The 15,773-nt window shown below is 73.2% G+C and carries 9 protein-coding genes; 3 read left to right on the top strand and 6 right to left on the bottom strand.

Annotation, left to right across the window (positions count from 1 at the left end; all coding sequences use genetic code 11):
• Nucleotides 1-3 precede the first annotated feature (3 nt).
• The 3 genes from scpA to ACMATS_RS32325 form a co-directional block, all read right to left on the bottom strand.
• Entirely contained in the window at nt 4-2,202 is a 2,199-nt protein-coding gene (scpA, locus tag ACMATS_RS32335) for a methylmalonyl-CoA mutase (RefSeq protein WP_391156198.1), read from the bottom strand.
• A complete protein-coding gene (gene mutA / locus ACMATS_RS32330) occupies nt 2,202-4,088 on the bottom strand; it encodes a methylmalonyl-CoA mutase small subunit (protein ID WP_414169890.1) in 1,887 nt (628 codons plus the stop codon). Before mutA ends, scpA begins: the two co-directional genes overlap by 1 nt.
• Before the next feature lie 317 nt (nt 4,089-4,405).
• Complete coding sequence (locus tag ACMATS_RS32325) at nt 4,406-6,472, bottom strand: SpoIIE family protein phosphatase (RefSeq protein WP_414170835.1); 2,067 nt, start codon at nt 6,470-6,472, stop codon at nt 4,406-4,408.
• A gap of 196 nt (nt 6,473-6,668) precedes the next feature.
• Here ACMATS_RS32325 and ACMATS_RS32320 point away from each other — a divergent pair, with 196 nt between their 5' ends.
• Nucleotides 6,669-8,099 carry a lipase maturation factor family protein gene (locus ACMATS_RS32320; RefSeq protein ID WP_414169889.1) on the top strand — a complete coding sequence of 477 codons (1,431 nt, stop codon included), beginning with the start codon at nt 6,669-6,671 and terminating at the stop codon, nt 8,097-8,099.
• A gap of 206 nt (nt 8,100-8,305) precedes the next feature.
• Here the strand turns inward: ACMATS_RS32320 and ACMATS_RS32315 are convergent, their stop codons facing one another.
• Nucleotides 8,306-9,697, bottom strand: a complete 1,392-nt coding sequence (locus ACMATS_RS32315; RefSeq protein WP_414169888.1) for an FAD-dependent monooxygenase — start codon at nt 9,695-9,697, stop codon at nt 8,306-8,308.
• 108 nt (nt 9,698-9,805) lie between these two features.
• Here ACMATS_RS32315 and ACMATS_RS32310 point away from each other — a divergent pair, with 108 nt between their 5' ends.
• Nucleotides 9,806-10,828, top strand: a complete 1,023-nt coding sequence (locus ACMATS_RS32310; RefSeq protein WP_414169887.1) for a PHP domain-containing protein — start codon at nt 9,806-9,808, stop codon at nt 10,826-10,828.
• Between the two features lie 217 nt (nt 10,829-11,045).
• Here the strand turns inward: ACMATS_RS32310 and ligD are convergent, their stop codons facing one another.
• Nucleotides 11,046-11,948, bottom strand: a complete 903-nt coding sequence (ligD, locus tag ACMATS_RS32305) for a non-homologous end-joining DNA ligase (protein WP_414169886.1) — start codon at nt 11,946-11,948, stop codon at nt 11,046-11,048.
• A gap of 32 nt (nt 11,949-11,980) precedes the next feature.
• Between ligD and ACMATS_RS32300 the strand changes: the two genes are divergently transcribed.
• Nucleotides 11,981-12,931: a Ku protein gene (locus ACMATS_RS32300; protein ID WP_414169884.1), complete on the top strand. Its 951-nt coding sequence runs from the start codon at nt 11,981-11,983 to the stop codon at nt 12,929-12,931.
• Nucleotides 12,932-12,936: 5 nt separating this feature from the next.
• Here ACMATS_RS32300 and ACMATS_RS32295 read toward each other — a convergent pair whose 3' ends face one another.
• Complete coding sequence (locus ACMATS_RS32295; protein WP_414169883.1) at nt 12,937-15,615, bottom strand: ATP-binding protein; 2,679 nt, start codon at nt 15,613-15,615, stop codon at nt 12,937-12,939.
• Between the last annotated feature and the right edge of the window lie 158 nt (nt 15,616-15,773).

Genomic DNA, 15,773 nt, shown 5'->3' with positions numbered 1-15,773 from the left:
CGCTCACAGCTCGTGGCCGAGGACCCCGGCGAGGGTCTTCAGCAGGTCGTGGGCGGCGTCCGGCACGACCGTGCCGGGCGGGAAGACCGCGGCGGCGCCCATCTCCAGGAGCGTGGGGACGTCCTGCGGCGGGATCACCCCGCCGACGACGATCATGATGTCCTCCCGTCCCTGCTCGGCCAGTTGCTCACGCAGCGCCGGGACGAGCGTGAGGTGGCCGGCCGCCAGCGAGGAGACGCCGACGATGTGCACGTCGGCCTCCACCGCCTGCCGGGCGACCTCGGCCGGGGTCTGGAAGAGCGGGCCGACGTCGACGTCGAAGCCGAGGTCGGCGAAGGCGGTGGCGATGACCTTCTGGCCGCGGTCGTGGCCGTCCTGGCCCATCTTGGCGACCAGGATGCGGGGGCGGCGGCCCTCCTCCTGCTCGAAGGCCTCCACCAGTGCGCGGGTGCGCTCCACTCCGGTCGACGCTCCGGCTTCCTCGCGGTACACACCGGAGATCGTACGGATCTGCCCGGCGTGCCGCCCGTACACCTTCTCCAGGGCGTCCGAGATCTCGCCCACGGTGGCCTTGGCGCGGGCCGCGTTCACGGCGAGGGCGAGCAGGTTGCCGTCGAGCCCCTGTCCGGGGTCCGAACCGGCGGCGCGGGTCAGGGCGTTGAGAGCATCCTGGCAGGCCGCCTCGTCGCGCTCGGCGCGCAGCCGCCGCAGCTTGTCGATCTGCTGGGCGCGCACGGAGGAGTTGTCGACCTTGAGCACCTCGATCTGCTCGTCGCTGTCGACACGGTACTTGTTGACGCCGATGACGGGCTGCCGGCCGGAGTCGATGCGGGCCTGGGTGCGGGCCGCGGCCTCCTCGACGCGCAGCTTGGGGATACCCGCGTCGATGGCCCGGGCCATGCCGCCGGCCGCCTCGACCTCCTCGATGTGCTGCCAGGCGCGGCGGGCGAGGTCGTGGGTGAGCCGCTCGACGTAGGCGCTGCCGCCCCACGGGTCGATGACGCGGCAGGTCCCGGACTCCTGCTGGAGCAGCAGCTGGGTGTTGCGGGCGATGCGGGCGGAGAAGTCGGTGGGCAGGGCGAGCGCCTCGTCGAGGGCGTTGGTGTGCAGCGACTGGGTGTGGCCCTGGGTCGCGGCCATGGCCTCCACGCAGGTGCGGGCGACGTTGTTGAAGACGTCCTGGGCGGTCAGCGACCAGCCGGAGGTCTGCGAATGGGTGCGCAGGGAAAGCGACTTGGCGTTCTTCGGGTCGAACTGCTTGACCAGGCGGGCCCACAGCAGCCGGGCGGCGCGCAGTTTGGCGATCTCCATGAAGAAGTTCATGCCGATGGCCCAGAAGAACGACAGGCGGGGCGCGAAGGCGTCCACGTCGAGCCCCGCGCCGAGCCCGGCCCGCAGGTACTCGACGCCGTCGGCGAGGGTGTAGGCCAGCTCCAGGTCGGCCGTGGCCCCGGCCTCCTGGATGTGGTAGCCGGAGATGGAGATGGAGTTGTAGCGCGGCATCTTCTGCGAGGTGTACGCGAAGATGTCGGAGATGATCCGCATCGAGGGCCGGGGCGGATAGATGTAGGTGTTGCGGACCATGAACTCCTTGAGGATGTCGTTCTGGATGGTCCCGGCCAGCTTCTCGGGCGGTACGCCCTGTTCCTCGGCGGCGACGATGTAGAGGGCGAGCACCGGCAGCACGGCGCCGTTCATCGTCATCGACACGCTCATGCGGTCCAGCGGGATGCCGTCGAAGAGCTGCCGCATGTCGTAGATCGAGTCGATGGCGACACCCGCCATGCCGACGTCGCCGGTGACGCGCGGGTGGTCGCTGTCGTAGCCGCGGTGGGTCGGCAGGTCGAAGGCGACGGACAGGCCCTTCTGGCCGGCCGCCAGGTTGCGCCGGTAGAAGGCGTTGGACTCCTCGGCGGTGGAGAATCCGGCGTACTGGCGGATCGTCCAGGGCTGGTTGACGTACATCGTCGGGTACGGGCCGCGCAGGTAGGGCGCGATGCCCGGGTAGGTGCCGAGGAAGTCCAGCCCGTGCAGGTCCTCGGCGGTGTAGAGGGGCTTGACGCCGATGCCCTCGGGGGTCTCCCAGACCAGGTCCTCGGCGCTGTGGCCGGTGTCCTCCTTCAGGGCGGAGCGCCAGGCGGCGTGGTCCGCGGAGGCGCCGGCCGGGCCGAGGTCGATGCCGGAGAAGTCAGGAATCCGCATCACGCCACTCCCATGCGGTCGAGGACGGAGGAGAGCACGGCGACCGCGTCGCCGCCCGCGAAGACGAACTCGTCGACTCCGGCTCGTACATATGCTTCCCGCTGTTCCGTGCCCGGCCGTCCCGCGAGGAACACCCGCACGGCGCCTGCGGACTTCAGCGCCGCGGCGACGTCCTCGGCCTGCTCGGCGTAGAGCTTGTCGCTCGAACACAGGCAGGCGATGTCCGCACCGCTGCGGGCGAAGGCCTCGGCGACGGTCGCGGCGTCGACGGTGGCCGGCTCGTGGACGGGTTCGATGCCGCCGGCCTGGAAGAGGTTGGCGGCGAAGGTGGCCCGCGCGGTGTGCGCGGCGGCCGGGCCGAGGGCGGCGAGGAAGACGCGGGGCCGGGCGCCGGTGGTGTCCCTGTGGGCGTCGGAGCGGGCCCGCAGGGCCTCGTAGGCCTCGTCGCGGCGCACCCTCGGCAGCCCGCCGGAGGCCGTGGCGGGGGCGGGTTCGCGGTGCACCGGCTGCTCGCCGAGGTTCGGGAACTCGCTGACGCCGGTGACGGGTTCGCGGCGGGTGGCGAGGCGGGCGGAGCGGCTGCGCCAGGTGGCGGCGAGCCGGTCGGCCACCAGGCCCGAGCGCAGGGCGGCCTCCAGTCCCCCGGCGCGCTCGATCTCCTGGAACCAGGCCCAGGCCGCGTGCGCCAGTTGGTCGGTCAGGCTCTCGACGTACCAGGAGCCGCCCGCCGGGTCGATGACGCGGGCCAGGTGGGACTCCTCCAGCAGGACGGCGGAGGTGTTGCGGGCGATGCGGCGGGCGAAGGCGTCCGGCAGCCCGAGGGCCTCGTCGAAGGGCAGCACGGTGACGGCGTCCGCGCCGCCGACGCCCGCGCCGAGGCAGGCGACCGTGGTGCGCAGCATGTTCACCCACGGGTCCCGACGGGTCATCATCACGGCGGAGGTGACGGCGTGTTGACGCTGGGCGCCGGACGCCGCGGCGGCTCCGCCGGCCTCGGCCACCCGGGCCCACAGCCGGCGTGCGGCGCGGAACGTCGCGATGGTGAGGAACTGGTCGGCGGTGGCCGCGTAGCGGAACTCCAGCTGGCCGCAGGCCTCGTCGACGGTCAGCCCGGCGTCGGTGAGCGCACGCAGGTAGGCGACGCCGGTGGCGAGGGAGCAGCCGAGCTCCTCGGCGGCCGAGCCGCCGGCGTCGTGGTAGGGCAGGGCGTCGACGGTCAGGGCGCGCAGGCCCGGGAGTTCACGGGTGCAGCGGGCGGCCAGTGCGGCGGCCTCGGCCATCTGCTGGGCCAGGTCCGCGTCCTGACCGGTACGGGCCAGGGTGCCCAGCGGGTCGGCGCCCAGGTTGCCGGTGAGGGCGGTGCGGGGGACGTCGCGTGCGTCGCAGAGCTGCAGCAGGGCTTCGGCCGCGGGCCCGGTCTCCGCGCCGGCGTCGAGGACGACGGCGGCCAGGTCGAGGTAGACGCCCTCCAGGGCGGTGGCCAGCCCGGAGACGGGAAGTCCCGCGGGCCCGACGGTCAGCCAGAGGGAGGTGGCCCCGTTCTCCAGGTCGGCCAGGACGGCCTCGTTGGCCTTGCGGGGGTCGGGCTCGCGGTGCCGCTGGCGTACGTCCCAGCCGGAGACGGCCGTTGCCCCCGCCCTGCCGCCGCGCACGAAGGGCGGGAAGCCCGGGTGGCCGGCCGCGCCCGTGGCGTTCTCGGCGGTGTAGAGCGGGCGGGTGGTGAGCCCGTCCTGGAGCGCGGTGGCCAGTGCGTCCTCGGCCGCGGGACCCGTCGCGCCGGTGCCCGCTTTGCTCAGCACGCCTTCGACGAGGCGCTGCCACTGTCCGCGGGTCGCGTCCGGGAACTCGGCGGCCAGGGAGAAGCCATCATCAGGCAGGACCGTCATGGCACGAAGGCTAGGCGAGCCATCAGGGCTCGCAGCAGGGGCAACCGCTGTGACCTTGGCCTCTTCCCGGTGTATCCGGATGCGGGCTGTCGGGTGCGGGCTGTTGGTGGCTGGTGCGCTGAGGATCGTGCCCCGTCAGGGGCGCGGGGCTGTTGACATATGCGGCTCCGCCGCGTGGGCGCGACCAGCCACGACGCGCCCGCAGCCGAAGTACCCGGGGCTGCGCCCCGGACCCCTGGGGTAGCGCGTCGGCTGCAGGCCGTCCGTGGCCGGTCGCGCAGTTCCCCGCGCCCCTGACGGGGCGCCCTGGCACCGCCCTAATGTCGTCCCGGGACGACAAACTCGCACCACACCGACTTGCCCGTGCCACGCGGCTCCACGCCCCACACGTCGGCGAGCCGGTCGACCAGCAGCAGCCCGCGGCCCGAGACCCCGGACTCGCCGGGCTCCCTGCGCCGCGGCAGGACGCTGGACTTGTCCTCGACCTCGACGCGGATCCGGCGTTCGGGGCCGGTGAGCATGCGGATCGTCACCACGGCGGCGCCCTCGGTGTGCAGCAGGGCGTTGGTGGCCAACTCGTCGGCGACGAGCTCGATTTCGTCCGAGCGCTCCCGGGCGCCCCAGGCCCGCACGGCGGCGCGGATCATGTGACGGGCGGCGGAGAGGGCCTCGGGGTCGGCGGGGGCGATGTGCTGCTGGAGCCGGCCTCCGCCGCGGACGGGCGCGCCGTGGCGGCGCAGCAGCAGCACGGCCATGTCGTCCTCGCCGATGCGCTCGCCGCTGGTCTCGCACAGCCGGTCGGCCAGGCTCTGCAGCTCGTAGGGCCCGTCGCGGACGGCGGCCACGAGTTTCTGCATGCCCTCGTCGAGGTCGGCGCCGGGTTCCTCGACCAGGCCGTCGGTGAACATCAGCAGGGTCTCCCCCGGGTCCAGCTCCATGGTCGTCACGGGGTAGTCGAGCGGCCCGAACTCGGCCGAGAGGCCCAGCGGCAGCCCGCCGGCGACGGGCAGCCGCCGGCAGGTGCCGTCGGCGTGCCGCAGCAGCGGGTCGATGTGCCCGGCGCGGACGAACTGGACGACGCCGGTGGAGAGGTCGGCCTCGGCGTAGGAGCAGGTGGCGAAGCGGTCGGTGTCCAGTTCGTGCAGGAAGCTGGAGGCACGGGCCATCACGGTGCCCGGGGCGTGCCCCTCGGTGGCGTAGGCCCGCAGGACGATGCGCAACTGGCCCATCACGGCGGCGGCCTGGGTGTCGTGGCCCTGGACGTCGCCGATGACGGCCCCGACCCGGCCGCCCGGCAGCGGGACCACGTCGTACCAGTCGCCGCCGACGTCGCGGCCCATCCGGGCGGAGCGGTAGCGCACGGCGATCTGCGCACCGGGGATGTCGGGGATGCGGCGCGGCAGCATGGCCTGCTGCAGGCCCTCGGCGAGGTCGTGCTCCTGGTCGAAGAGCATGGCCCGGGCGATGGCCTGGGCGAGGCTGCTGCTCAGCGCGATGAGCAGGTTGCGCTCCTGCTGGGTGAAGCCGCGGGTGTCCCGGTAGAGGATGCCGAGGGCGCCGATGGGACGGCCCTGGGCGATGAGCGGCAGGTAGGCGGCGGAGCAGATGCCGATGCCCTTGATGTTGTCCCACAGCCAGGAGTAGCAGGCGGCCCACTCCTCGCGGGACTCGATGAAGCGCGGGGTCATGGTGCGGATGACCTCGCTCATGGGGAGGTTGTCGTCGATGCGGGTGTAGAGGGTGCCGGGGATGTAGTGCTCCGAGGGGCCCTCGGCGACCAGGTGGATGCGCCCGGCCTCGACGAGGCCGAGGACGAGCAGGTCTGAGCCCAGGTGCTCCACGGACCGGGGGTCCTTGAAGAAGTCGATGACGTCCTGGACCGTCCTGGCGTGCGCGAGGGCGGCGGTGGTCCGTTCGACGACGCTGGTCTGGTGGCGGTGGACCTCCTCGGGCCCGGACGGCCGGGCGGAGTGGCCGAGTTCCTCGGTGGCGTCGCGGACGATGCCGATGACGCGGCTGGGGCGGCCCTGCTCGTCGCGCCGGATGAAGCCCTGGGTGTGCGTCCAGCACAGGGAGCCGTCGTCGGTGCGGACGCGGAAGTAGGCGCCGTAGGAGTCGCTGCCGTCCTTGAGGGCCGTGGAGATCAGGGTGTCGAGGCGGGCGCTCTCGGCGCGCGGGACCCGTCCGAGGAGCGTGGTGGGGTCCCCGTCGAACTCCTCCGCGCGCATCCGGAAGACGGCGAGCGCCCCGGGGTCCAGGTGCAGCCGGCCGCTGTCGAGGTCCCAGTCGAAGCTGCCCATGCGGTTGAGGGCGAGGCTCAGCTCCGGGCCCGCGGGCCAGTCGTCCGGCATGGACGCGTCCGGCTTCGCTGCGGCGTCCGGCATCGGTGCGGCGGCCGGTGTCGTGTCCCGGTCAGCCGCTCCCCGATCAACCATAGAGCCACTCTGCCATCATTTGCCCGTTTCTTCGATGCGGCTGCGCAGGGTGACGACACGGTCCGGAGTGACATGGAGTGGTACGGATGCCAGGGAGGGGGCACCGTGGAATCCAGGGCCGCCGGGAGATCCGAGGAGCGCGGGGATGGAGTGGTTCACGGCATCCGGATACTGGCTCAGCCGGCTGGTGCTCCAGCGCATGCTCGCCGTCGTCTACCTGGTGGCCTTCCTGTCGGCGGCCGCACAGTTCCGCGCACTCATCGGGGAACGGGGCATGCTGCCGGTGCCGCGGTTCGTGCGCTACGTGCCGCTGCGCCGGGCGCCCAGCGTCTTCCACCTCCACTACTCGGACCGCTTCTTCGCCGCGTGGGCCTGGACCGGCGCCCTGCTCTCGGCCGCGATCGTCGCCGGCGCCGCCGACGCGGTGCCGCTGGGGGCGGCGATGGCGATGTGGGCGGTGCTGTGGGTGCTGTACCTGTCGATCGTCAACGTGGGGCAGACCTGGTACTCCTTCGGCTGGGAGTCCCTGCTGCTGGAGGCGGGCTTCCTGGCCGTCTTCCTGGGGAACGCCCGTACGGACCCGCCGGTGCCGGTGCTCTGGCTGCTGCGCTGGCTGCTCTTCCGCGTCGAGTTCGGGGCAGGACTGATCAAATGGCGCGGCGACCCGTGCTGGCGCGATCTGACCTGCCTCTACTACCACCACGAGACCCAGCCCATGCCGGGGCCGCTGAGCTGGTTCTTCCACCGGCTGCCGCGGCCGCTGCACCGCGTGGAGACCGGGGCCAACCACGTGGCCCAGCTGGTGGTGCCCTTCGGGCTGTTCCTGCCGCAGCCCGCGGCGAGCGTGGCGGCGGGACTGATCATCGTCACCCAGCTCTGGCTCGTCGCCTCGGGCAACTTCGCCTGGCTGAACTGGATCACGATCGTCATCGCCCTGTCCGCCGTCGACGGCAACGCCGCCGCGGAGCTGTTCTCGCTGCCGCGCCACGCGCCCGGGCCCGGTGCGCCCGTCTGGTACGAGGTCCTCGTCCTCGCCGTCACCGCGTTCGTGCTCGTCCTGAGCTGGTGGCCGGTGCGCAACCTGCTCTCCCGCAACCAGCGGATGAACATGTCCTTCAACCCCTACCACCTCGTCAACACCTACGGCGCCTTCGGCAGCATCAACCGCCGCCGCCACGAGGTCGTCGTCGAGGGCACGGACGAGGAGCACATCACGCGCGAAACGGTGTGGAAGGAGTACGGCTTCAAGGGCAAGCCCGGCGATCCACGGCGCGCACCACGGCAGTTCGCGCCGTGGCACCTCCGCCTGGACTGGCTGATGTGGTTCGCCGGGATCTCGCCCGGGTACGCGGAGGACTGGTTCGGCCCGTTCGTGGAACGGCTGCTCACCAACGACCCGGCAACGCTGCGGCTGTTGCGCCACAACCCGTTCCCCGACGCCCCGCCCACGCACGTCCGCGCGCGGCTGTACCTGTACCGCTTCACGACGTGGCAGGAGCGCCGCGAGACGGGGGCGTGGTGGCACCGGTCGCTGGAACGGGAGTGGCTGCCACCGGTGGCACTGGCGAGACGGTAAGTGGCGCCCCGTAAGGGGCGCGGGGCTGTTGACTTATGCGGCTCCGCCGCGTGGGCGCGACCGGACGCCCCGTAAGAGGCGCGGGGAACTGCGCGACCAGCCACAGACGGCCCGCAGCCGACGCATCACCCCAGGGGTCCGGGGCGCAGCCCCGGGACGTCGACTGCGGGAGCGTCGTAGCTGGTCGCGCAGTTCCCCCGCGCCCCTTACGGGGCGAGCCCCCACCGCTCCCGCTCCGCCGCAGTAATCGGCGGCTCCGCCGCGGGCCGCTGCCCAGGCCCCCGCAGCACATGCACGGCAACGCCCGGGGCAAACAGCGCGGACAGCGGCCGCGACAACGTCATCACCTCCAACAGCGGCCGCGTCACAGCCGGATTGGCGGTGGCCGTCAGCATCGTCCGCTGCACATACCCCCGCAGCAGCCGGGCCGCAGCAGGCGGCCGGGCACCCACCACCCCGGGGTAGTTGACGTCCTCGCCGACCGCCAGGTCCCACGCGGGCCCCGCCGCCGCGGCGGCCGCCCGCTGCACCCGCCGGGCGAACCCGGGACCGCCCGCCCCCTCCGCCCGCAGCACCGCCCGGAGGGCAGCCGCACTGTGCGCGGCCACCGACATGCCGTGCCCGTAGACCGGGTTGTACGCGGCCAGGGCGTCGCCCATGACGAGGAACCCGGCAGGCCACTCCGGGAGGCGCTCGAAGTACCGGCGCCGGTTGACGGTGGAGCGGGTGAGGTGCACCTCGGTCAGCGGCTCGGCGCGGGCGATGAGGTCGGCCACGATCGGGTGCCGCAGCGTGCGCGCGTAGGGCTCGAACTCCCCCGCGTCCCGGGTGGGTTCACCGCCCCGGGTGCCCGCGAGGGTGACGATCCAGCGCCCGCCCTCGATGGGCAGCAGGGTGGTGCCCCGCCCCGGGCGCGGCGTGCCCGCCTCCGCCTGGACGCTGACCACCGGGACGTCCTCCGCCCCGGGCGGCGCACGGAACACCCGCGTCGCGTAGACCAGCCCCGAGTCGACCGTCTCCTCGCGGACGACGGGCAGTCCGAGCCGCGCCAGCCACTGCGGCGCCCGGGAACCGCGGCCGGTGGTGTCGACCACGAGGTCCGCTTCGAGCTCCTCGGCGCCGTCCCCGCCGTGCAGACGCACCCCCGTCACCCTGCGCGCGGTCCCGAGCAGGCCCGCGGCCTCGGCGCCCTCGTGCAGCGTGATCCCCGGCCGGGCCAGGATCTGTTCGCGCACGACCGCGTCGAGCAGGTCGCGGCTGCAGGCGATGAGGTACTCCATCTCGGGCCAGCGCGGCATCCAGCCCTGCGCCAGGAGGGAGACCAGCCCGGTCGGCAGCGGGATCCGCCGGGCCCCCGCCGCCAGCCACCGCTCGGAGACGCCGGGCAGCAGGGTCTCGATCACGCGCGCCCCGCCGGACATCATCAGGTGCGCGTGGCGGGCCTGCGGCACGCCTTTGCGCGCGCGGGCGGTGTCCGGCAGCCGGTCGCGTTCGACGACCACGACGTCGTGGCCGTGGTCCGCGAGCGCCGCCGCGGCCAGCATCCCGGCCATGCCGCCGCCGAGCACCACTGCCCGGCGGCTGTTCGCACTGCTCATCCCGGATCCTCCCGACGGCTGTCTGTCGGTTCTCCCCATACCGCGCCCGGCCCGAACGCATGCGGGCGAACCCTCCGTGGCGCACGGTGGGGTGTGGAGGTGGCTGCCGTGGACACTCCCGGACCGGTGGAGGCCCTGGAACGCATCGCGTTCCTGCTGGAGCGCGACCGGGCGCCCACGTACCGGGTCAAGGCGTTCCGCACGGCGGCCGCGGTGATCGCCGCCATGCCGGAGGAGGAGGTGCGCCGGCGCGCGGCCGACGCCTCGCTCGTCACGGTGCGGTCCATCGGCCCCAAGACGGCCGCCGTGGTCACCGAGGCACTGGCCGGCAGGGTGCCGGAGTACCTGGCGCACCTGGAGCAGGAGTCCGGCGGGCCGCTGACCGAGGGCGGGGAGGCGCTGCGGGCCGCGCTGCGCGGTGACTGCCACCTGCATTCGGACTGGTCGGACGGCGGCAGCGGCATCGAGGAGATGGCCCGCACGGCCCGGGCCCTGGGCCACGAGTGGGCGGTGCTGACCGACCACTCCCCCCGGCTGACCGTCGCCCGCGGCCTCTCCCCGGACCGGCTGCGCGCCCAGCTCGACGCGGTCGCGGAGGTCAATGAGCGGATGGGCGACGGCTTCCGGCTGCTGACGGGCATCGAGTGCGACATCCTCGCCGACGGCTCGCTGGACCAGGAGGAGGAACTGCTGGAGCGGCTGGACGTGGTGGTGGCCTCGGTGCACTCGAAACTGCGGATGGACGCGGAGGGCATGACCCGCCGCCTGGTGGCCGCGGTGGCCAGTCCGCTGGTGGACGTGCTGGGGCACTGCACGGGCCGGCTGCTGGACGGGCGGGGGCGGCCCGCATCGGAGTTCGACGCGGCGATGGTCTTCGCCGCCTGTGCCCGCTTCGGCACCGCCGTGGAGATCAACAGCCGCCCCGAACGGCTCGACCCGCCACGCCGGTTGCTGCGCCGGGCGCTCGATGCGGGGGTGCTGTTCGCGATCGACAGCGACGCCCATGCGCCTGGTCAGCTGGACTGGCAGATTTACGGCTGCGCCCGCGCGGAGGAGTGCGGGGTACCTGCGGACCGCGTGATCACGACGTGGCCGGAGGAGCGGTTGCTGGAGTGGACGCGGTCGCGGTGACCGCGCCCGTAAGGGGCGCGGGACTGTTTCCATATGCGGCTCCGCCGCGTGGGCGCGACCCGGGCCCCGTAAGGGGCGCGGGGAACTGCGCGACCAGCCCCCACCGGCCTGCAGCCGAAGCACCACCCCCGGGGTCCGGGGCGCAGCCCCGGGATCGTCGGCTGCGGGCGCGTCGTGGCCGGTCGCGCAGTTCCCCGCGCCCCTACGGGGCGCACCCTCACGGGAGGTGGCCGCGCGTGGCATCCGCGGTCAGCGGCGCCAGCAGGTCGCCGAACTCCTCGGCTCGGTCGAGGACTTGCTCGGGGGTGAAGGCCAGCTCCGCAGGATCCCGGCAGGCCGCGACCTCGTCCCAGGTGACGGGGGCGGCAACGGCGGGAAGTTCCCGAAGGCGAAGGGTGTAGGGGGCGGCCGTGGTCTTGGCGCTCGCGTTCTGCGACCAGTCGATGAGCACCTTGCCGCGGCGCTCGACGCGCGTCATGGACACCACCACCAGGCCGGGGTGCTCCCCCATCATCCGGGCGGCCAGCCCCTTGGCGTAGCCGCTGACCGCCCGCCCGCAGGCGGGGTGGACGGGCGCGTAGAGGTGCAGGCCCTTGGAGCCGGAGACCACGGCGTGGGCGGTGAGCCCGTCGTCGTCCAGCAGCTGGCGCAGCCGCTGGGCGATGCGGCAGCAGACGACGAGATCGGCGCCCGGTCCCGGGTCCAGGTCGAGCACGAGCCGGTCGTGCCGGTCCGGCCCCGCGGCCGCAGTCCACTGCGGGACGTGCACCTCGTAGGCGCCCAGATTCACCATCGCGACCAGCGCTGCGGTCGAGTCGACCACGACCTGCTCCGTCACCCCCTCCCGGTGCTCCACGGGCACCACCCGAACCCACCCGGGCGCACCCGGAGGCGGGTTCTTGGCGACCCAGCTCTCCCCTTCCGGGCCCTCGGGCGCCCGTACGAACGAGGCGGGGCGCCCGTCGAGGTGCGGCACCATCACCGGCGCGATCCGCGCGTAGTACTGCAGCACCTGCGCCTTGGTGTGTCCCGTGGCGGGGAAGAGCACCCGGTCGAGATGGGACAGCGACAGCCGGCGGCCGTCGATCTCCACCACCTGCCGGTCCGGAGTGACAGGCATAAGGTAGGAATTCCCCGCGGAGGGACAAATCCATGCGCACCATGTGGAAGGGCGCCATCGGTTTCGGCCTGGTCTCGGTGCCCGTACGGCTCTATGCCGCGACCCAGGAACACGGCATCAAGCTGCACCAGGTCCACGCCGAGGACGGCGGCCGGATCCGCCTCAAGCGCGTCTGCGACAGCTGCGGCGAGGACGTCCCCTACGAGGAGGTGGCCAAGGGCTTCGAGGACGACGAGGGCCACACCGCTGTCGTCACCCAGAGCGACCTCGCGGGCCTGCCCCTGCCGAGCAAGAAGCTCATCGACGTCCTGGCCTTCGTCGACGCCGACCGCATCGACCCCCTGCAGCTGTCGAGCTCGTACTACCTCGCGCCGGACAGCACGGCCGCGGACAAGCCGTACGTCCTGCTGCGCGAAACCCTCAAACAGACCGACCGCGTCGCCGTCACCAAGATCGCCCTGCGCACCCGGGAGTCCCTGGCCCTGCTCCGCGTCCACGAGGACCTGCTGACCCTGCACACCATGTACTGGCCCGACGAGATCCGCGACAGCACCGACCTCGCCCCGCCGTCCTCGGTGACCGTGCGCCCGCAGGAGCTGAAGATGGCCACGAGCCTGATGGACACGCTCTCGGAGGACTTCGACCTCACCGCGCTGGAGGACGAGTACCAGGTCGCCCTGGACGACCTCATCGCCGCCCACCTGGACCACCGGCCGGTGGCCAGGAAGGCCGCAACGAAGGCGCCCGACAACGTCATCGACCTGATGTCCGCCCTCCAGGCGTCCATCGACCGCGCCGCCGGAAAGCCGTCGGGCACGAAGGCGGGGACGAAGGCGGGCACGAAGGCGAAGAAGGCGGCGGCAGGCCGGGAGCCGGCCAAGGCGAAGGCCGAGCCGAAGAAGCAGACAGGACGGACAGGACGGACAGGGGCGAAGAAGACGGCGGCGAAGAAGAGCAGCAGCGCGCGGAAGAAGGCGGGCTGACGCCGTCAGACCACCGGCGCCAGCTCGGCCCTGGCCCTGTCCGCCAGCCCCTCCGCCCCGCACTCCTCCGCGAGGTCCAGGCCCTCCCGGAGCTGCCCCGCCGCCTCGTCGACACGGCCTGCCCGGCGCAGCGCGGCGCCACGCTCCACCAAGGCGGTCGCGTACTCGAAGCGGCACGGCGACCTCCGCAGGTACTCCACCGACCGGTCCAGCTTGACCAGGGCGTCCTCCGGCGTGGCCACCCGGGCGGCACGCCGCAGCGCCTCGCCGATGGCGGTGTCGGTGCCGAACCGCATGGCGTGCTGCACGGCCTGGTCGGCGAGGGCACGGGCGCGCTCGGGCTCCTCGGGTGCGACGGCCGCCGCCAGGTCCAGCGCCCACGGGGCCCAGAGCGTGTTGTGACGGCCGCGCTCGCTCAACCGCCGCCCGGCGGACTCCAGTTCCGCGATGGCCTCCTTGGTCCGTCCGACGGCGAGCAGCAGCTTCCCCGCCACGGACGCCGCATCGGGCATCACCATGGCCGGAGGATAGGGCGGGCCGAACGCGTACTTCTCCGCGACGGCCCGGGCCTCGTCGACCCGGCCGCGGGCCAGCAGGGTGTCGACGAGCATGCAGGTCCCGTCCCACTGGATCGGCAGCCCCGGCCCCAGCCGGTCCGCGAGGCGGAGCCCTTCGCGCAGGAACTTCTCGGCGAGCTCCAGCCGGCCGCGGCGGAAGTGGACGAGGCCGAGGTACTCGTGGGCGAAGGCCAGATGGGCGCCGCGCCATCCGGAGATCTCGAAGGCGCGCACGGCCTCGGTGAAGAGCTCCTGGGCCTGGTCGAGACGGTCCGTGAAGGCATAGGTGATGCCGATGATGCTGGGGATCTCGAAGCCCCACTCCGTGTTCGTCCACCCCAGGCCGTCGGGGAGCCGGTTGCCCGTCAGGATGCGGTCGGCACGGTCGACGACCTCCATGGCGTCGTCGCCGCGGATCATGCCGTCGAAGGCGTGGAGCGCCAGCAGGGCCCGTTCGGAGTTGTCGCGCCCGCTGAGGCGGTTGGCGAGTTCGGCGACCTCCCGGGAGCGCTCGTGCGCCCCGTCCTCCTCCAGCTGGATCCCCTTCCAGAGGAAGTGGGCGGCCTGCAACCGCATCCGGTCGGGGCCTGTCGGTGTCCTGGTGGCCTGATCGGCCACGACCTTCGCGGCTTCGGCCAGTTGGCTGTTGTGTGCGTACGCCTGCGACAGGCGGTACGTCGCATCGACGCGCAGGCCGTCCGGCAGCCCCGGCAGGTCGAGTGCCGCCCGCAGGTGGTTGATGGTGGCGGGCGGCGAGGTCAGCAGGGCCGAGCAGCCCAACTCGTACAGCACGCTCGGCTTGTCCTCGTCGGGCGGCGGTTCGGCCAGCGCCCGTTCCAGACATCGGGTCGCGGCCTCGGGGGCGCCGACGGCGAGGTGTTCCCTGGCCGCTCTGCGCAGCTGCCGCACCAGATCCGGGTCGTCGTCGGGGTGGACCTCCAGGAGGTGCCGCGACGCGATGGCGGCGCCCTGCCCCGCGTTGGTGACCGCCCAGGCCGCCAGCCCGTGCATCGCGGTGCGCGTGGCGGGCGGGATGGCCTGGTAGACGGCGGTGGCGATCAGGGGATGGACGAATTCGAGCTCGGTGACGCCGACCAGGATCCGGGCCTCGCGCAGCCGGTCCGCACAGCTCAGGCCCTCCGCGGGGCTCATGCCGGCGACCATGGCGGCCATGCGGGGCGCGATCTCCGTACCGAGCACGGCGGCGGCCCAGGCGAACCGGGTGGTGGACGTGCCCAGTTGTTCGAGTCGGGTGACCAGGCCGCTGCCGCGGGCGGCGGCGCCGAGCTCGCGGAGCAGGGCGGCCGACTCCTCCGTGGGCTTGAGGCCGCGGTCCCGGGACTTGGCGATCAGCTCGACGGCCTCGTACGGATTGCCGCCGGTGACGGCCCAGATCTCGCGGCAGAAGGGGTCGTCGGCGCCCGCGCCCAGGGCGCCGCGCACCAGCACGGCCACGGCTGCCGGAGTGAGCGGGTGCAGGACGACGGGGCGATGGCCACGGCCGTCGACCAGATCCCCGAACGCGGGCACCTGCGGGGGCAGCTCACGCGGACGGTAGGCGGCGACGAGAAGGATCGGCAGCTCTCCGAGCCGCACGGCGAACGAGCTGATCCAGTTCAGCGATTCCGCATCCACCCAGTGCGCGTCGTCGACGACCAGGATCAACGGTCCCCGCTTCATGGCGAATTGGGCAACCATCCAGTCGAGGCCGTCGCGCACACCCTGCGGGTCGGGCTGCGAACCGGTCGGCGGCGCGATCCCCAGAGCCGGTCCCGAGATGTCGCGCCAGGCGCCGAGCAGTTCCTCGCGCTCCGCCGGGGCCATGGGAGCCAGGGCGGGCTGCAGCAGCTGCCGGACGACATGGAAGGGAACGGTTTCCGCACCCTTGCTGCCGCGGGCGGACAGCACGGTGCAGCCGCCGAGCTCGGCGGCGATCCGCCGCACCTCGCCCAGCAGTGCGGTCTTCCCGGTGCCGGCCTCGCCGCTGCAGAACAGCAGCCCTCCGCGGGGCCGTTCGCGCCCGGGTCCGCCGCACAGCTCCTCGACCGCCCGCCGAGCCGCCTCGATCTCGTCCTCGCGCTCGAACAGGGCGGGGCTCGGGCGGTGTTGGTCCTGTTGCCCGGTCATGACACTGCCCTCCCATATGAGTCTGATGAGGCGAGCCTAGCCCGGACGGCGAGCCTTGGGGCGAGGTTCGCAGGACAGCTCACTCGCGGGCCGCTCACGGGCACTCACGGACAGCGGGCCGCCCCCGTCCGCACAGACCGACATCATTCAAATGCCTT

The sequence above is a fragment of the Streptoverticillium reticulum genome (assembly GCF_047456005.1).
Taxonomy (GTDB): domain Bacteria; phylum Actinomycetota; class Actinomycetes; order Streptomycetales; family Streptomycetaceae; genus Streptomyces; species Streptomyces reticulum.
Note: the sequence above shows the minus strand (reverse complement) of the source record. Positions and strands in the feature narration are given on the sequence as shown.